The 17792-nt window shown below is 63.1% G+C and carries 12 protein-coding genes; 2 read left to right on the plus strand and 10 right to left on the minus strand.

Annotated features, from left to right (window positions below):
- Positions 1-85: 85 nt before the first annotated feature.
- Genes hpaI through ACP7BX_RS13425 form a run of 8 tightly spaced genes read right to left on the minus strand, consistent with a single transcriptional unit; the run spans position 86 to position 7280 of the window.
- Positions 86-886, minus strand: coding sequence for a 4-hydroxy-2-oxoheptanedioate aldolase (hpaI, locus tag ACP7BX_RS13390; protein WP_426160968.1), 801 nt, complete (start codon positions 884-886; stop codon positions 86-88).
- 16 nt (positions 887-902) lie between these two features.
- On the minus strand, positions 903-1706 hold the full coding sequence (gene hpaH / locus ACP7BX_RS13395) for a 2-oxo-hept-4-ene-1,7-dioate hydratase (protein ID WP_314529907.1): 804 nt from the start codon (positions 1704-1706) through the stop codon (positions 903-905).
- A gap of 11 nt (positions 1707-1717) precedes the next feature.
- On the minus strand, positions 1718-3022 hold the full coding sequence (locus tag ACP7BX_RS13400) for an MFS transporter (protein ID WP_426160969.1): 1305 nt from the start codon (positions 3020-3022) through the stop codon (positions 1718-1720).
- A gap of 46 nt (positions 3023-3068) precedes the next feature.
- Positions 3069-3461 carry a 5-carboxymethyl-2-hydroxymuconate isomerase gene (locus ACP7BX_RS13405; protein WP_426160970.1) on the minus strand — a complete coding sequence of 131 codons (393 nt, stop codon included), beginning with the start codon at positions 3459-3461 and terminating at the stop codon, positions 3069-3071.
- A 15-nt stretch (positions 3462-3476) separates the two neighbouring features.
- Entirely contained in the window at positions 3477-4334 is an 858-nt protein-coding gene (gene hpaD, locus ACP7BX_RS13410) for a 3,4-dihydroxyphenylacetate 2,3-dioxygenase (protein ID WP_314529911.1), read from the minus strand.
- 47 nt (positions 4335-4381) lie between these two features.
- Positions 4382-5842, minus strand: coding sequence for a 5-carboxymethyl-2-hydroxymuconate semialdehyde dehydrogenase (hpaE, locus tag ACP7BX_RS13415; RefSeq protein ID WP_426160971.1), 1461 nt, complete (start codon positions 5840-5842; stop codon positions 4382-4384).
- 5 nt (positions 5843-5847) lie between these two features.
- Positions 5848-6618, minus strand: a complete 771-nt coding sequence (locus tag ACP7BX_RS13420; protein WP_269131257.1) for a fumarylacetoacetate hydrolase family protein — start codon at positions 6616-6618, stop codon at positions 5848-5850.
- Positions 6615-7280, minus strand: coding sequence for a fumarylacetoacetate hydrolase family protein (locus ACP7BX_RS13425; RefSeq protein ID WP_426160972.1), 666 nt, complete (start codon positions 7278-7280; stop codon positions 6615-6617). Before ACP7BX_RS13425 ends, ACP7BX_RS13420 begins: the two co-directional genes overlap by 4 nt.
- A gap of 128 nt (positions 7281-7408) precedes the next feature.
- Between ACP7BX_RS13425 and hpaA the strand changes: the two genes are divergently transcribed.
- Positions 7409-8269, plus strand: coding sequence for a 4-hydroxyphenylacetate catabolism regulatory protein HpaA (gene hpaA / locus ACP7BX_RS13430; protein ID WP_426160973.1), 861 nt, complete (start codon positions 7409-7411; stop codon positions 8267-8269).
- On the opposite strand, the gene ACP7BX_RS13435 is transcribed toward hpaA, so the two are convergent.
- On the minus strand, positions 8196-9647 hold the full coding sequence (locus ACP7BX_RS13435; protein WP_426160974.1) for an efflux transporter outer membrane subunit: 1452 nt from the start codon (positions 9645-9647) through the stop codon (positions 8196-8198). The genes hpaA and ACP7BX_RS13435 overlap by 74 nt on opposite strands.
- Positions 9647-10438 (minus strand): helix-turn-helix transcriptional regulator, encoded by a 792-nt coding sequence (locus ACP7BX_RS13440; protein ID WP_038849089.1) that lies wholly within the window; start codon positions 10436-10438, stop codon positions 9647-9649. Before ACP7BX_RS13440 ends, ACP7BX_RS13435 begins: the two co-directional genes overlap by 1 nt.
- A 489-nt stretch (positions 10439-10927) precedes the next feature.
- On the opposite strand from ACP7BX_RS13440, the gene ACP7BX_RS13445 reads away from it, so the two are divergent.
- On the plus strand, positions 10928-17137 hold the full coding sequence (locus tag ACP7BX_RS13445) for an amino acid adenylation domain-containing protein (protein ID WP_426161336.1): 6210 nt from the start codon (positions 10928-10930) through the stop codon (positions 17135-17137).
- Positions 17138-17792: the final 655 nt, after the last annotated feature.

A 17792-nucleotide genomic window follows, 5' to 3' on the forward strand; every position in this document is an offset into this window, starting at 1 on the left:
CTTGCTCGCGAATGCGGTGGGTCAGTCAAAGAATAGGCTGGCTGAACCACTGCATTCGCGAGCAAGCCCACTCCCACATGAGAATTCAGTAGACTCCACCGCTGTGGTCGGCCTCGGGAATGCCTTTGAATGTCCCGGCCAGTGCCTGCAACCCGCGCATCAATACCGTGGTGTCCACACCGACCGCGACAAACGTCGCGCCCAATTCGATATAGCGCCGCGCCAGATTTTCATCGGCACTCAGAATCCCCGCCGCTTTGCCCGACTGCACGATGCGCCCGATGGCGTGCTCAATCGCCGCCTGCACCTCGGGATGCCCAGGATTGCCGCGATGCCCCATCGACGCACTCAAATCCGCCGGGCCGATAAACACGCCGTCTACGCCCTCGACGGCAGCAATCTCGTCCAGGTTCGCCAGGCCTTCAAGGTTTTCGATCTGCACCAGCAGGCACATCTGTTCATCCGCCAGATCGAGGTAGCCAGGGATGCTGTTCCAACGTGAAGCCCGCGCCAGTGCACTGCCCACACCCCGGATCCCTTGGGGCGGATAACGCATCGCACGCACCAGTTCGCGGGCCTGGGCGGCACTTTCGACCATGGGCACCAGCAGGGTCTGGGCGCCGATGTCCAGTAGTTGCTTGATCAACGCACTGTCGCCGATCACCGGGCGGATCAGTGCCTGGCTGGGGTAGGGCGCTACGGCCTGCAATTGGGCGAGCATGCCGTGCAGGTGGTTGGGCGCGTGTTCGCCGTCGATCAGCAGCCAGTCGAAACCGGCGTTGGCGGCCAGTTCCGCGCAATAGGCGTCGGCCAGGCCGAGCCACAAGCCGATCTGTACCTCGCCGTTGCGCAGGCGTTGTTTGAAGCGGTTGATGGGCATGTCCATGACAATCCTCCAGGGTTCAGACAAAGCGGCAGGCAATCGAGCCGAGCAGGTCGTAGTCGACGTGGAAGGTGTCGCCAGGGCGGGCCGCGACCGGGCGCGTAAACGAGCCGCCGAGGATGATCTGTCCCGGCAGCAGGGTCACGTCATAGGGCGCCAGTTTGTTTGCCAGCCAGGCCACGCCCTTGGCCGGGTGGTTGAGCACGGCGGCGGAAACGCCGGACTCCTCGATCACGCCGTTGCGGTACAGCACCGCGGGCACTTTGCGCAGGTCGATCTCGGTGGGGCGCACGGCACGGCCGCCCAGCACCACGCCGGCATTCGCTGCGTTATCGGAGATGGTGTCAAACACCTTGCGCGTCGCGTGGGTGTGCGGGTCGACCTGCTGGATACGTGCGTCGATGATCTCCAGCGCGGGGATCACCCATTCGGTGGCGTCGAGCACATCGAACACCGTGCAGGTCGGGCCCTTGAGGGGTTTGCCGAGGATAAACGCCAGCTCCACTTCCACTCGCGGCACGATGAAGCGTTCGAAGGGAATGTCGCTGCCTTCGTCGAAGAACATGTCATCGAGCAGGGCGCCGTAGTCCGGTTCGGTGATATTCGACGAGACCTGCATGGCCCGCGAGGTGAGGCCGATTTTGTGGCCCTTCAGCGTACGGCCGTCCTGGATCTTTTGCGCAACCCAGGCGCGCTGGATGGCGTAGGCGTCTTCAAGGGTGATGTCGGGGTAGTCGAGGGAAAACTGGCGCACCTGTTCGCGGCTGCGTTCGGCGCGGTCCAGGTGGGCAGCGGCCGCAAGAATTTGTTGGGAGTCGAGCATGGCAACGGTCCTTAACGGGGATTGACGATGGCGGCGTGGGTGCGCAGCACCAGCAGGCCGCCGAGGGCGATAAATACAGCGAGTACGTACAGCGCCAGGCTGGCGCTCTGGGTCGCGTCGCGCATCCAGCCGATCAGGTACGGCGCGAGAAACGCGGCGACGCTGCCGAACGAGCTGATCATGGCAATGCCGGCCGCCTGGGTGGTGTTGGAGAGAAACGCTGGCGGCAGCTGCCAGAACATCGGTAAGGCCGCGCTGGCGCCCATGCCAGCGACCACCAACCCGCCCATCACCAGCAGCGGGTTGTCCGGCGCCAGGCCCGCCACGGCGATGCCGACGGCCGCCATCAGCAGCGGCACGCACAGGTGCCAGCGCCGTTCGCGGTGGCGGTCGGACGAACGCCCGCAGCCGATCATGAAGAAACACCCGGCCAGGTACGGCACGGCGCTGAGCAGGCCGACCTGGCTGTCGCGGCCGATACCGGCGCCGTGGATCAGCGTGGGCATCCAGAACGCCAGGGTGTTCACCGCCAGCATCACCGCGAAATACACCGCCACCAGCAACCACACCTGCGGGTCGCGCAGGATGCCGCCGAACGAGGTGATGGACTTGCGCTGTTCTTCACTGCGCAGTTGGGTGTGCAGCTGAAGTTTTTGCTCAGCCGTCAGCCAGTGCACCGAGTCGAAACTGTCCGGCAACCACTTGAGTACCACCAGCCCGAGCAGCACCACCGGCAGGCCCTCGATCAGGAACATCCACTGCCAGCCGCGCAGGCCGCCTACATCATGGAAATGTTCAAGGATCGCCCCGGACAACGGCCCGCCCAGCACGCCGGCCATGGGCACCGCAATGGCAAACAACGCCGTGACCTGGGCGCGGCGGCGTGCCGGGTACCAACGGTTGAGAAACACCAGGATGCCTGGGAAAAAACCGGCCTCGGCTACCCCCAGCAAAAAGCGCAGTACATAGAAACCCCGGGCGCTCTCCACCCACAGCATGCCGGTGGACAGCAAACCCCACACCACCATCAGGCTGGCGATCCAGCGCCGGGGGCCGACGCGGTCCAGCGCCAGGTTGCTCGGCACACCAAACAACGCGTAGGCGATAAAGAACAACCCGGCGCCGAAGCCGTACACCGTGTCGCTGAAGTGCAGGTCGCTGCTCATCTGCATCTTGGCGAAGCCGATGTTGATGCGGTCCAGGTGGGCGAACAGGTAACACACCAGCAACAGCGGCATCAGGCGCCAGGTCACTGAACGATGGGTGCGGTCGTGCTCGGCCAGCACGCGGCTGGCAGTCGATTGGGCTGTGCTCATGATGTTGTACTTTTTGTCTGAGAGGCCGTGAGGGGAGCGACGGGATCTAGCCCGTCGGGTTGTTCAGGAACGCATGCACATTGTTCTGCTTGAAATTCAGCTGCGGGTGCAGCTCGAGCATCTCGAACGACAGCGCCAGCAAACGTTGCGCCTGCAGCTCGGCGAAGTGCGTGGTGATCACCGCAAACAACGCCTCGGCCACGGCCTGGCGCGTGGCCAGGTCGCGACCGTGGCCGACCTTGAGGGTCATGTGCACAAAGGCATAGTCGTGCTTGCCATCGGCCATGCGCCAGGTGTCCAGGCGCACGCCACGGCTGCGGATACCGCCGAGGGGGAACACGCCACTGTCTCCCAGCACGCGGTGGACCTGTTCAAACAGGCCGGCCAGGTCGGCCTGTTGTTCGATGTTGTCGGTGTACTCGGCGATAAAGTGCGGCATGGGTTTCTCCCAGGTTTACAGCGGGAAAATCGCGTTGATCTGACCGGTACCCGAACTGCCGAACGGCGGCGTGATGATCTCCGCCGGCTTTGCATAGTCCGGCCCACCAAGCAGCCCCAAAAGCATGGCGGTGTCGTGCATCTTGCCTTCGCCGAAGCAGTGTTCGGCGTAGTCCGGCAGCATCGCGCAGAACTCCTTGAAGCGGCCTTGCTGCCACATCTCCACCACATGCAGGTCTACCTGCTTGTCGAACTCGCGGGTCCAGTTGTGGATATTCGCTTCGGCTTGGCGGTCATCCGAAAAACGGTGGGACAGCGAGCCGGAGGCCAGCACCAGCACCTTGCGGTCGCTCTTTTCGATGGCCCGGCGCACAGCGGCACCGAATGCAAAGCTGTCTTCCAGGCGATGCCACGCGCACCAGGCGGCGATGGAAATGACTTTGAATTTCTCATCCTCCGGCACCCCCATGTGCATGTAGCGCATGGGCACCAGCGTGCCGTATTCCAGCTCCAGGCTCGGGATGTTATGGGCCATGCTGCGCACGCCGGCCGCATTGGCCTCGGCGGCGATCAACTCGCCCAGCGCGGGGCAGCCGGGGTAGGCGTAGTCCATGTTCTTGATGAAGTGCGGCAGCTCGTTACTGGTGTAGGTGCCCTGGAACTGCTCGCCGCAGTTGACGTGGTAACCACTGTTGACCAGCCAGTGCACGTCGAACACCACCGCCGTGTCGGCGCCCAGTTCGCGGGCGCGACGGCCGATTTCCTTGTGCCCGGCAATTGCCGCTTCGCGACAGCCGTGATGCTTGCCGGGCAGTTCCGACAGGTACATCGACGGTACGTGGCAGATCTTCGCCGCCAGGACCACTTCGCCCATGATGATTCTCCAGATTCATTATTTTTGTTGGAGTGCATGACCCGGTGTTACACACCCCAACGCGGGATGTGATGGCTGCCCATGGAAATACACACGTTCTTGATCTCGGCAAACACTTCGAAGCTGTACTGGCCGCCTTCACGCCCGGTGCCGGAGCCCTTGACCCCGCCGAACGGCTGGCGCAGGTCGCGTACGTTCTGGCTGTTGATAAATACCATGCCCGCTTCAATCCCGCGCGCCAGGCGATGGGCCTTGCCGATGTCCTGGGTCCAGATGTAGGAGGCCAGGCCGTACTCGGTGTCATTGGCCAGTTGCAGGGCCTCGGCTTCGTCCTTGAACGGGATCAGGCACACCACCGGGCCGAAGATTTCTTCCTGGGCGATGCGCATTTTGTTGTTCACATCGGCAAATACGGTCGGCTGGATGAACTGGCCTTTGCTCAAATGCGCCGGCAGGTTGGCCGGGCGTTCCAGGCCGCCGGCAAGCAGGGTGGCGCCTTCCTCGAGACCAATCCTGATGTAGCCGGTGACCTTGTCGTAATGCGCCTGGGTGATCATCGAACCGACTTGGGTCTTTGGATCCTGCGGGTCACCGACGATCAGGCGTTTGGCGCGCGCCGCGAACTCTGCGATGAACTGCGGGTACACGCTTTCCTGGATAAAGATGCGGCTGCCAGCGGTGCAGCGCTCACCGTTCAGGGAGAAGATGGTGAACAGCGCCGCGTCGAGGGCGCGCTCCAGGTCGGCGTCTTCAAAGATCAGCACCGGCGACTTGCCGCCCAGCTCCATGGAGTACTTTTTCAGGCCGGCGGTCTGCATGATCTTCTTGCCGGTGGCGGTGCCGCCGGTAAAGGAAATCGCCCGCACGTCCGGATGGCGCACCAGCGCGTCGCCGGCCGTGGCGCCATAGCCCTGGATCACGTTGAGCACGCCGTTGGGGATGCCGGCCTCCACCGCCAGGCGCCCCAGTTCATTGGCGGTCAGCGGCGACAGTTCCGACATCTTCAACACCGCCGTGTTGCCCAGGGCCAGGCATGGCGCGGTCTTCCAGGTGGCGGTCATGAACGGCACGTTCCACGGCGACACCAACCCGCACACTCCCACCGGTTGGTAGAGCGTGTAGTTGAGCATCTGGTCGTCCACCGGGTAGCTGTGGCCGTCCATGCGTGTGCAGACTTCGGCGAAGAAGTCGAAGTTGTGCGAAGCCCTTGGGATCAACACGTTCTTGGTCTGGTGGATCGGCAGGCCGGTGTCGAGGGTTTCCAGCTCGGCCAGGTGCGGCACGTTCTGTTCGATCAATTCACCGAGCTTGCGCATCAGGCGTGCGCGCTCCTTGGCCGGGGTGTTGGCCCATTTGGGGAAGGCCTCTTTGGCGGCTGCCACGGCTTGGGCGACTTCTTGCGCACCGCCGCTGGCAACCTCACCAATCGCTTCGCCGGTGGCCGGATTGTAGTTGATGAAGGTGTCTTTGCTTTCGACCTCGCGGCCGTTGATCCAGTGTTTGATCATGCTGCTTACGCCTCTTTCCGGGCAGAGAAGAACTCCGCCTCGCTGACAATTCGGTTGACCAGGCGGCCCACGCCTTCGACTTCCACCACCACTTCATCGCCGGGCACCACATCGGCCAGGCCTTCGGGCGTGCCGGTGGCGATCATGTCGCCGGGTTGCAGGGTCATGAAGCTGGACAGGTATTCGATGAGGTAGGGGATGTCGAAAATCATGTCGCGGGTGCTGCCCTCCTGTCGCAGTTCGCCGTTGATCCAGGTGCGCAGGGTCAGGTTGCCGGGGTCGGGCACGTCGGCCACATCGACGATCCACGGGCCGACCGGAGTGGTGGCGTCGCGGTTTTTCACGCGCAGGTTGGGGCGGTAGTAGTTTTCCAGGTAGTCGCGGATCGCGTAGTCGTTGCACACCGTGTAGCCGGCCAGGTAGTCGAGTGCATCGGCACGCTTGACGTTGCGCGCGGCCTTGCCGATCACCGCCACCAGCTCGCACTCGTAGTGCATGTAGGCGACGTTGTCCGGGCGCCAGGTGACCTGGCGGTGGCCGGTGTAGGTGCCGACGGACTTGATGAAGGCCAGCGGCTCGGTCGGTGGCGTGAAGGCCAATTCGGCGGCGTGATCGGCGTAGTTCAAGCCGAGGGCGAACATGTTGCCGGTGGCTGGGGGCAGCCATTCGACCTGATCTTCGGCGAGCAGGCGACCGTCGTTCAGGCGCACGGCATTGTCGGCTTCGACCTGCACCGCGTGGATTTCATTTTCAAAACGAATGCGCGCGCGTTTCATGCCGGGGTCTCCGCTTGAATATGACTGACCAGGCGGCCCACGCCGCTGATTTCGACCTCAACCTTGTCGCCGGGCAGCACATCGACACGGCCTTCGGGCGTGCCGGTGATCAGCACGTCGCCGGGGTGCAGGGTCATGAACTCGCTGATCTCGGCGATCAATTGCGGGATGTCCCGCACCCAGTTCGCGGTGGAGTTTTCCTGGCGCAGTTCACCATTGACCCACAGCTTTAGGCTCAGTTGATTAGGGTTAGACACCTGATCCCGTGGCACCAACGCCGGCCCCAGCGCGCAGAACCCATCGCGGCATTTGGCTTTGACGGCGGGGCGGTAGTAGCTGTCTTCCGGCAGGCTGAATTCGTTGACCACCACATAACCGGCCACATGGGCCATGGCATTGTCCAGGCTGACGCGGCTGGCGCGCTGGCCGATCACCACGCCTAACGCAGGGCCGGGTTGCAGGCGTTCACCCTGGGGATGCAGCACCACCGCGTCGTGCTGGTTGCGCGTGTTCGGGGTCTTGATAAACAGCACCGGCTGGGTCGGCGGCTTCTGATAGGGCGCCTGCTGGAAGGCGGCGAGATGCTGGTCCAGCAGGCCCTGGTAGTTCAGCGCAACGCCAAACAGGGTGCCGCTGGCAACATCATGCAGGGTACGGCTCATGCGTTTCTCCTGGCGGTGGCGACTGCTGCATAGGCAGTTCGTTAAGTTGTTAACGTTATAATTAATATGTTAACTACCGTCAAGCGTGGCAAAATCCTGTGGCATTCAAATAACAACAAGGGGGCAGCGTGCAGCCGATTCCCAACATCAATATCGGGCAGGTCTACGACCAGCGTTACAGTGATGCCGAGGTGCATTACGACCAGCTCGGTAACCTGGCGGGTTTTTTCGGGCGCAACATGCCCGTGCACCGACATGACCGGTTTTTTCAGGTGCATTACGTAAAAAGTGGCGCGGTGCGGGTGTACCTGGATGACCGCCAGTATGTGGAGTCCGGGCCGATGTTTTTCCTCACGCCGCCCACGGTGCCCCACGCCTTTGTCACCGAGGCGGATGCCGACGGGCATGTGCTGACCGTGCGCCAGCAGTTGGTGTGGGGCTTGATCGACGCCGATCCCAGCTTGGCCTCCGGCGCCGCCTGTGTGGCGTTGACGGCGGGTGACCAGGGCCTGGATCGATTGTTCGAAGAGTTGAACGACGAGATCAACGCTGAGCGGGCAGGGCGTGCGGCGGCCCTGGACAGCCTGACGCGGCTGATCATGATTCGCCTGCTGCGGCTGTGCGCGCACTCCTTACCGGCGCGCCCGACCCGCCATGAAGACCTGCGCATCTTCCATCGCTTCAACGAGTTGATCGAGGCGCACTACCGGGAACACTGGCCGCTGGCGCGTTATGCCGAGGGGATTGGCGTGACCGAAGCACGCCTGAATGAGGTGTGCCGGCGCCTGGCCGACCTGCCGTCCAAGCGCCTGATCCTGGAACGGGTGATGCAGGAAGCCAAGCGCCTGCTGTTGTTCACCGGCAGCTCCGCCAACGAAATCTGCTACCAGCTGGGCTTCAAGGACCCGGCGTATTTCAGCCGGTTTTTCCTTCGTTATGCGCAGGTGACGCCGGGGGAGTATCGGCTGCGGCAGTCGGGCTTGCGTTGACCTGCCACGCGCCGCCCAGTGCGGTGTACAACTTCACCTCGGCCACCAACTGCGCCAAGCGGTCGATGATCAACGCCTGTTGTGAGCTGAACAGCGCACGTTGCGCATCGAGGAAGGTGAGGTTGCTGTCCACGCCGCTGCGGTAGCGGTGTTCGGCCAGGTTGTAATACTGCTGGTTGGCCGCGACGAAATCCCGTTGCGCCTCCAGTTGATCGGTGTAGGTCTGCCGCGCCGCGAGACCATCGGCGACTTCCTGGAAGGCGGTCTGGATGGATTTTTCGTACTGCGCCACCGTGATGTCCTTTTGCAGCTTGGCGTAGTCGAGGCTGGCGCGCAGGCTGCCGGCGTTGAAGATCGGCAAGTTGATCTGCGGCTGGAACGTCCAACTGCCGGAGCCGCCCTTGAACAGCCCCGACAGTTCCGTACTGGCGCTGCCGGCGTTGGCAGTGAGGCTCACGGAAGGGAAAAACGCCGCGCGTGCGGCGCCAATATTGGCATTGGCGGCGCGCAGTTGGTACTCGGCCTGGAGGATGTCCGGGCGACGTTGCAGCAGGTCCGAAGGCAGGCCGGCCGGCACCCGCGCTACCCAGTCATCCGCCAGTGGGCGCGACGGCAAGTGTTCATCCACCGGACCACCCACCAGCAGGGCGAGGCTGTTGAGGTCCTGGGCGACCTGGCGCTCATAACGGGCCACGCTGGCGCGGGTGCTTTCGACGCTGGTACTGGCTTGCACCACGTCCAGTGCCGAGGCCTTGCCGGCGGTTTTGCTGCCGCGGGTGAGGCGCAGGCTGTGTTCGTTGGCCACCAGGGTTTGGCGGGCCAGGGCCAGCAGCTCCTGGTCGGCACGCCAGGTCAGGTAGGCATTGGCGACGTTGGCCACCAGGCTCAACTGCGCGCTGCGCCGCGCCTCTTCGGTGCCGAGGTAGGTGAGCATCGCCTGTTCGCTGAGACTGCGGATGCGGCCGAATAAATCCAATTCATAGGCACTGATGCCCAGGGTCGCGGAATAGCTTGAGGTAATGGCAGGCTTGCCGGTGCCGGTCACATCCCCCGGCAAACGCCGACGCTGACCGGCGCCGGTGGCAGAGACGGCCGGGAACAGATCCGCCCGCTGGATGCGGTACTGCGCCTGGAACGCCTCGACGTTCAGCGCCGCCACCCGCAGGTCGCGGTTGTTGAGCAGGGCTTCGCCAATCAACCGTTGCAACGCCGGCTCATGAAACAACTGCTGCCAGTCCGACGTGCCGGACTGTGCCAGCGTGTACACCCCTTGCTGAGGATACTGCGCCGGCACGGGCGCCTCCGGCCGATGGTAATCGGGGATCAGCGAGCAGCCGCCGAGCAGCCCTGCCAGTGCGAATGCACTCAATTTATTCATCAGGCGCCAACCATCCATTTGGCCAGGCCATGCCGACCGCTCACGCCCAACTTGGCGGCGGCGCGCTTGAGGTAGGTTTCGATGGAGCTGTTCTTCACGCTGAGCTTTTCCGCCATCTGCGGCACGGTGCCGCCGGTCAGCAGGCCCAGGCACACCTCTTGTTCGCGGGCCGACAGGGTGATTTCACCGAGGGACAGGCGCTTGTAGAACTCACGCTGCAATTGGGATTGCTCCAGCAAAGTGTGGGCCGGTTCGGCCTCGGGGTGGGGCGCCTGGCGCAGGCTCTGGGCGTGACACTCGATCAATGGCAGCAGGGTGTCCGACAGGCACTTGAGAAACGACAATTCGGCCAGTGAAAACCCACGATGGTTGGGCGGGCGATAAAACGAAATCACACAGCGCCGGTTGCCCTGGCGCGACACCAGGTTGCACTGGTGCGAGGTGCCGCGCGGGAACGCGCTCTTGGCCTTGGCCTTTAGCTGGATCAGCAGCGGGTCCTGCATGCCGAGCATTTCCCGCAGCAACGGGTGGTCGTCCATCGAGTTCAGGGCCAGGGGCGGCAGGTCCTGGGTCTGGCCGGCGCTGCCGAGCAGCTTGATATCGAGCACACGGTCGCGCAGCTCGTCGAGGGTCCATTCGCTGAGGTCCACCAGGTGGATCGGCACCCACTTGTCCACCAGGTGCAGCATGTGTGCGGCGAAATCCGCGTGGCCACTGTTGGCAATCAACTCGCCCATTTCGGCATAGAAATTCGGGCTCTGCGCGTTGGCAATACTGCTGGTCAAACTCATAGCCATCTCATCCTTGATGTCGAAAACCGTCAACAGACTCTCTGGGCCTCTGCGGGGGCGATCCGTTGCTCACACACCAGAGTCGGTAGTCGAGAGTGTATTTAGCCAGGGGATTTGTCCTACGTATGTAGCAGAAACGAGGGACACAACGTGCCATAAAAACCACGTCATTAATTCGACGTTTCTGAGAGGTAATTCCGGTCGATAAAAATCAGAAGAGGCTTTTAGAGTTAATTAACTATTTGATAAATAATAAGAATAGTTAATTTTAAAAACAGTCAATGAATACTGACAGCGGGCAGGTATAGCCAATTTCCTACACAGCTTTAATCGTTTCAGCAGTGAACCATCAGCCAAGCTCAATCTATCCATTTGGATGTCCGGGTTTAGGGTGACAGACACTCCCCTATGCCCATGCTCCAATCCTGCCTATTCGTCGTAATGGGCCTCCCTGCGCGGCCAGTGCCTGAACCCCATGAGAAGGATCTTATGAAGCAATCCTCCAGCTTCCCCCTTACTGCCGCCCAACAGGACATCTGGCTCGACCAACTGCGCGTAGGCGATTCACCGCTGTACAACATCGGCGGCTATGTGGATTTCGCCGGTCCCATCGCGCCAGACCTGATGCTGCGCGCCATCGAGTTATTGGTGATCAAGCACGATGCGTTGCGCACGCAGCTGCACACCGACGCCAACGGTTTACCCCGGCAGACCTTCGCCGCCACGTTGCCCGTCGACCTGGCCCTGCATGATGTTGCCGGGGAGGCTGATCCTCAGGCTGCCAGTCAGGCGTTGATGCAGGCGCAAATGGCCTTGCCATTCACCCTGCAGGGCGCGCCTTTGTTTCGATTTTTTCTGGTCAAGCTCGACGACGATCACTACCGCCTTGGCACCCAGGCCCACCACCTGATCCTCGATGGCTGGGGTTTTGGCCAGATGCTGCAATCCCTGGCCCGGCTGTACACCGACCTGCAACAAGGCCGGCAGCCGGAGCCGTTGGCGCCGTCCTATATCGACTTCATCGACGCGGATGAGCGCTACCACGCCTCGGCCCGCTATGCCCGCGACCGTGGGTATTGGCTGGGCAAATACCGCGTGTTGCCGGAGCCCTTACTGACGCCCCGGCATACCGCCAAGGCGTCCAGCAATACCCTGGCCCAAGCGTTTCCGGTGGCGCTGCTCAACCGCATGGAGCAAGTGGCGAACCGTTACCAGGCTTCGGCATTTCATGTACTGCTGGCGGCGATGTATGTGTATTTCACTCGCACCGCCCAGCGCACGGACTGGGTGGTGGGGCTGCCGATTCTCAACCGTTCCAATGCGCGTTTTCGTTCCACCGTCGGGCTGTTCACCCAGGTCAGCGCGGTCCGTTTGCAGTTCGATGAGCAGTTGCCGTTCAGCGCCGTGGTGCGTGGGGTTCGTGACCAGCTCAAGCAGGACTTCCGCCACCAGCGTTTCCCCCTCAGCGAGATGAACCGTGAGCTGGGCTTGCGCCGCACCGATCGCGGTCAGTTGTTCGACCTGTCGGTGTCCTTCGAGCAGGACGACCACGAACTGCGCTACGGCACCACCGAGGCCCGCGCGGTCAAGGTGTCCAACCACCATGAGCCGTTGCCGCTGGCGATCCACCTGCGCAGCAACCGTTACCAGGACACCGCGTGCCTGCATTGCGTCTACAACGAAGCGTACTTCCAGCACGACGACGTGCTCGCCCTGGCGCAGCGCTTTACCTGGCTGCTGGAACAAGGCTTGGAAGACGTGGCGCTGAAGATCAGTGACTTTTCCCTGGTGACGCCCGCCGAACAGGCGCAGCTGCAACACTGGAACGCCACCGCCCAGCCCAACGCACCGCTGCAAACCCTGCACGGCCGCATCGAAGCCCAGGCCGCCCGTACGCCAGACGCCGTGGCGGCGGTGTACCAAGGTCGGCAACTGAGTTACGCCCAACTCAACCAGCAGGCCAATGCCCTGGCCCATCAACTGCTGGAGCGTGGTGTACAGCCGGACGATCGCGTGGTGATCCTGGCGCGGCGCGGGTTGGAGACGCTGGTGGGGTTGCTGGCGATCCTCAAATCCGGCGCCTGCTACGTGCCGGTCGACCCGGCCCATCCGGCCGAGCGCCTGAACTATTTACTGCAAGACAGCGACCCGGTGGTGGTGCTCACCCAGCACGATCTGCTGTCGCGTTTGCCTGCGCTGGAGGTGCCGGTGATCCAGTTGGATCGCCCGACCTTCCACCTGGGCACCAACCCCCGCGTGCCGGTCAGCGCCGCCAACCTCGCCTATGTGATCTACACCTCAGGCTCCACCGGCCTGCCCAAGGGCGTGATGGTCGAGCATCACACCGTCGCGAACCTGGTGGACTGGCATTGCCAGGCCTTCGACCTGCACGCCGGCAGCCACACCGCCAGCGTCGCCGGCTTCGGGTTTGACGCGATGGCCTGGGAAATCTGGCCTGCGTTGTGCGTGGGCGCCACCGTGCACCTGCCGCCGGCGCATGACGGCGCCGAAGATATCGACGCGCTGCTCCGTTGGTGGCAGGCGCAGCCGCTGCAGGTGTGCTTCCTGCCAACGCCCGTGGCCGAGTACGCCTTCAGCCAAAGCCTGCAACACCCGACCCTGCGCACCCTGCTGATCGGCGGCGACCGGCTGCGGTCCTTTACCCAGGCGCAGTCCTTTGCGGTGATCAACAACTACGGCCCTACCGAAGCCACGGTGGTCGCCACCTCCGGCCGCATGGAAGTGGGCCAGCCGTTGCACATCGGCGCGCCCATCGCCAATGCCACGGTGTATTTGCTGGATGAACATCAACGCCCGGTGCCCATCGGTATCGCGGGGGAACTGTACGTCGGCGGCAAAGGCGTCGCGCGGGGCTACCTCAATCGCCCCGAGCTGAGCGCCGAACGTTTCCTCGACGACCCATTTATCGAAGGCCGCATGTACCGCACCGGCGACCTCGCGCGCTGGCTGCCGGAGGGCAACCTGGAATACCTGGGGCGCAATGACGATCAGGTGAAAATCCGTGGCATGCGCATCGAACTGGGCGAAATCGAATCCGCACTTGCCGCCCATCCGCAGGTGCAGGAAGCAGTGGTGCAGTCACGCGATGGGCAATTGCTCGCCTGGTTTGTCCCCCGCGAAGCGCTGCAGATCGAAGCCTTGCGTACCCACCTGCAGGCCTCGCTGCCCGACTACATGCTGCCCGCCGCCTACACGCAACTGGACGCGCTGCCCCTGACCGCCAACGGCAAGCTCGACCGCAAGGCATTGCCCGCGCCGACCCAGGACGCCTTTGTCACACGCCTGTACGAAGCCCCGCACGCCGGGGTGGAGTCCCTGTTGGCGCAACTCTGGGCCGAGCTGTTGCAGGTGCAACAGATCGGGCGTCACGACCACTTTTTCGAACTCGGCGGGCATTCGTTGCTGGCCGTGCAATTGGTGCAACGCATGCGCCAGGTCGGGCTGCGTGCCGATGTGCAGGTGCTGTTCGGCCAGCCGACCCTGGCGGCCTTGGCGGCGGCGAGTGAGTACGCTGAGGTGGACGAACCTGATCTGGCCGCCCTGGATCCTGAGAACCTGGCGCGCATCGTCGCGAGCATTCCCGGCGGCGCGGCCAACGTGCAGGACGTCTACCCACTGGCGCCGTTGCAGGAAGGCTTGCTCTACCACCACATCACCGACGAGCGCGATCCATACCAGCAACAGGCGCTGTTCAGTTTTGCCCGGCGTGAGCAGGTGGACGCGTTTGCCCAGGCCCTGCAACAGGTGATCGACCGCCACGACATCCTGCGCACCAGCCTGGTGTGGGATGCGCTTGAGCAGCCGATGCAAGTGGTGTGGCGTGAGGCGCTGTTGCGCGTTGAACCCTTGCGCGAGGCGTGTGAACCGCTGGATTTGCGCCAGGCTCCGCTGATGGCCCTGGACTATGCCGAAGAACCGCAGCACCAGCGCTGGGTTGCACGCCTGCGCTTTCATCACCTGGTCAACGACGCTACGTCCACCACGATCCTGATGCAGGAACTCCGCGCCCATTTGCTCGGCCAGCAGGCGCAACTGCCGGTGCCGGTGCCGTATCGCACTGTGGTGACGCAAGCCCGTTCGCCGGCACGGCAGGCTGGGCATGAGGCGTTCTTTCGTGAGCAACTGGGCGATGTCGACGAGCCGACGCTGGCCTTCGGTCTACAGGAACGCCAGGCGGACCGGGCGCGCACGGATGAAGCCGAACGCGTGCTGAGCGACCGCCTCCATCAGCGCCTGCGTGCCCAGGCGCGAGGGTTGGGCGTGAGTGCCGCGAGCCTGTTCCACTTGGCCTGGGCCCAAGTGCTCAGCCGCGTCGCCGGGCGCGATGACGTGGTATTCGGCACCGTGTTGCTCGGCCGTTTGCAAGCGGGCGAGGGCGCTGACCGGGCCCTGGGCATGTTCATCAACACCTTGCCGCTGCGGGTGCGCCTGGCCGGGAAAACCGTCGCCGATGCCCTGCGCGATACCCACGCCCAGCTCAGCGCGTTGCTCGCCCATGAGCAGGCCTCGCTGGCGTTGGCCCAGCGTTGCAGCAGTGCATCACCACTTTTCAACAGCCTGCTCAACTACCGCCACACCGACGCCGAACGCGACCTTACGTTGGTGCCGGGCATCGCCTTACTCAGCAGTGAAGACATTCTCAGCTACCCGCTGATGTTGACCGTGGATGACACCGCCAGTGGTTTCCAGATCAAGGCTAAGGCCCCACGTCAGGTCGGCGCCGAACGCTTGTTGGATTACCTTGAAACCGTGCTGGTCAACCTGACGGACACGCTGGAGCAGGCACCGCAAACGCCACTGCGTGAAGTTCAGGTTCTGCCCGCCAGCGAGTTGAACACCTTGCTGGTGGACTTCAACGCCACTGAAACCGCATACCCCGAAACCCTCACCGTGCAGGCCCTGTTCGAAGCCCACGCGCGGCACATCCCCCATGCGGTGGCGGTGCAGGCCGGCGAGGTGCAACTGACCTACCGCGAGCTCAACGAGCGCGCCAATCAACTGGCCTTCCACCTGCGCGAGCGCGGGGTGCAACCGGATTCCCGCGTAGCGCTGTGCGTCGAGCGCGGGCTGGACCTGGTGGTGGGCTTGCTGGCGATCCTCAAGGCCGGCGGCGCCTATGTGCCGCTGGACCCAGGCTACCCGCGCGAGCGCCTGGCCTACATGCTCCACGACAGCCAACCGGTTGCACTGTTGGTGCACGGGGCGACCCGCGACTTGCCCGGTGAGGTGTCGATTCCGGTGATCGACTTCGACCACTGCGCCTGGAGCCAGGCCCCCATCGGCAACCCGTTGGTGCCGGGCTTGAGCATCGCCAACCTGGCCTACGTGATGTACACCTCGGGCTCCACCGGCACACCCAAGGGCGTGATGATCGAGCACCGTGGCCTCGGTAACCTGATGCACTGGGGCTCGCAGTTGTGCCCCAACGCCGAGGGCGGCGCGCTGTTGCAACGGGCGCCTTTCAGTTTCGACGGCTCGGTGTGGGAGCTGTTCTGGCCGCTCACCAACGGCATGCGGTTGGTGCTCGCCCGGCCTGATGGGCATCGTGAGCCTGCGTACCTGGCGCAGGTGATTCGCGAGCAACAGATCAGCGTGATCAAGTTCGTGCCGGTCATGCTCCAGCAGTTTCTGGAACTGGAAGAGTCTGCTCTGTGCACCAGCCTGACCGACGTGCTGTGTGGCGGCGGCGAACTCACCGAAGCCCTGGCCCGTGGCGTGCAGGCGCGCTTGCCCAAGGTGCGTTTGCATAACGTCTACGGGCCCACCGAGGCCACGGTGGACAGCAGCGCCTGGACCCTGGAACCCGGCGCGCCGGTGCCTGCGCTGCAATTGCCGATTGGCCGGGCGATCAACAACACACGCCTCTATGTATTGGATGAGCACGATGCGCCGGTGCCGATGGGGGTTAGTGGGCAGTTGCATATCGGCGGGGTCGGCGTGGCCCGTGGTTACCTGGGGCTGGAGCAGATGACCGCCGAACGGTTTATCGACAGCCCGTTTGTTGACGGCGACCGGCTGTACCGCACGGGCGACCTGGTGCGTTACCTGCCGGACGGCAACCTTGAGTTCCTGGGGCGCAATGACTTCCAGGTCAAACTGCGTGGTGTGCGCTTGGAGTTGGGGGAAATTGAATCACGGCTGATGGCGCATCCGGCGTTGCGCGAAGTGGCGGTTTTGATTCGGGATGAGCGGTTGGTCGCCTATTTCACTATGCGTGGGGAGGCACCGATCCTGGAAGCCTTGCGCGTGCATGTGCTGGAGCAGTTGCCGGAGTACATGGTGCCGGCGGCGTTTGTGCAGTTGGATGAGTTACCGCTCAACCCTGCCGGTAAGCTTGACCGCAAGGCGTTGCCGGAGCCGGGGTTGGAGTCGGTGGTGAGTCGGGCTTATGAAGCGCCGTTGGGGGAAGTGGAGACCTTGATGGCTGGGATTTGGGCCGAGGTGTTGAAGCTTGAGCGGGTGGGGCGGCATGACCATTTCTTTGAATTGGGTGGGCATTCGTTGCTGGCGGTGAACCTGGTGGCGCGGATGCGCAAGGCGGGGTTGGAGGTGGATGCGCGGACGTTGTTCAGTCATCCGACGTTGGCGCAATTGGCGGCGCAGACGGCGACGCAGGTGGAGCGGGTGGAGGTTCCTCAGGCGGCCATTCCTCAACTTAACCGGCGGCGCAGGATCTAAGGTTGGTAATGCGGATAGTGTGGGAGCTGGCTTGCCTGCGAAGGCGGCCTGACAGCCGACCTGGATGTTGGATCAGACGGAGTACATATCCGTTATTTGGGTGATGGCGGGTATTGGTTCCGCCCTTACGGCGGGTCACTTTCGAAAAGCGCGAAAGTAACAAAGCGCTCTTGCCCCAACACTCGGCACCTCGCTTAGGCTCGGTGTGCCCTCACTCCGGCTTGAATCCGTGGGCCGCCGCGATGGGCCATCCTTGGCCCAGCGCGGCTAACCCGGCGTCCTGCCGGGTTACCCACGGATTCAAGCCTGCGTTCGGCCAGCGTGTTTAACGGGGCGCCTGAGATCAAAATCAAGAGCAAGAGCGACTCGCTTTGCATCGTGGGTACGCGATTTCGTGTGGCGAGCGGGCTTGTCGAATCGTCGCACCGCCCGCGTTGGGCTGCGCAGCAGACCCAAAACCAGACAGCGCGGTCAGATAGGTAAACGATGTCCCCGGTTTGTACCTTCGCTGAGCATTGCCGGATGCCAAGCTGAATGCTTTCATCAAACTGCCGACAATCGCCTTATAACTCAAAAAAATTCGGCTATGCGATTCAGCTATTGGATTGTTAATGAGGTAATGCATTTAATTCGGGACCTAACTCATTGTTGTTCG

This window comes from Pseudomonas sp. DWP3-1-3b3 (assembly GCF_049896305.1).
Lineage (GTDB): Bacteria > Pseudomonadota > Gammaproteobacteria > Pseudomonadales > Pseudomonadaceae > Aquipseudomonas > Aquipseudomonas azotoformans_A.

Excerpts from the sequence above, each read along its gene's own strand:
- hpaH (WP_314529907.1), bottom strand. The coding sequence starts at position 1,706 with ATGCTCGACTCCCAACAAATTCTTGCGGCCGCTGCCCACCTGGACCGC.
- ACP7BX_RS13440 (WP_038849089.1), bottom strand. The coding sequence starts at position 10,438 with ATGAGTTTGACCAGCAGTATTGCCAACGCGCAGAGCCCGAATTTCTAT.
- ACP7BX_RS13420 (WP_269131257.1), bottom strand. The coding sequence starts at position 6,618 with ATGAAACGCGCGCGCATTCGTTTTGAAAATGAAATCCACGCGGTGCAG.
- ACP7BX_RS13405 (WP_426160970.1), bottom strand. The coding sequence starts at position 3,461 with ATGCCGCACTTTATCGCCGAGTACACCGACAACATCGAACAACAGGCC.
- hpaE (WP_426160971.1), bottom strand. The coding sequence starts at position 5,842 with ATGATCAAACACTGGATCAACGGCCGCGAGGTCGAAAGCAAAGACACC.
- ACP7BX_RS13445 (WP_426161336.1), top strand. The coding sequence starts at position 10,928 with ATGAAGCAATCCTCCAGCTTCCCCCTTACTGCCGCCCAACAGGACATC.
- ACP7BX_RS13425 (WP_426160972.1), bottom strand. The coding sequence starts at position 7,280 with ATGAGCCGTACCCTGCATGATGTTGCCAGCGGCACCCTGTTTGGCGTT.
- ACP7BX_RS13435 (WP_426160974.1), bottom strand. The coding sequence starts at position 9,647 with ATGAATAAATTGAGTGCATTCGCACTGGCAGGGCTGCTCGGCGGCTGC.
- ACP7BX_RS13400 (WP_426160969.1), bottom strand. The coding sequence starts at position 3,022 with ATGAGCACAGCCCAATCGACTGCCAGCCGCGTGCTGGCCGAGCACGAC.
- hpaI (WP_426160968.1), bottom strand. The coding sequence starts at position 886 with ATGGACATGCCCATCAACCGCTTCAAACAACGCCTGCGCAACGGCGAG.
- hpaD (WP_314529911.1), bottom strand. The coding sequence starts at position 4,334 with ATGGGCGAAGTGGTCCTGGCGGCGAAGATCTGCCACGTACCGTCGATG.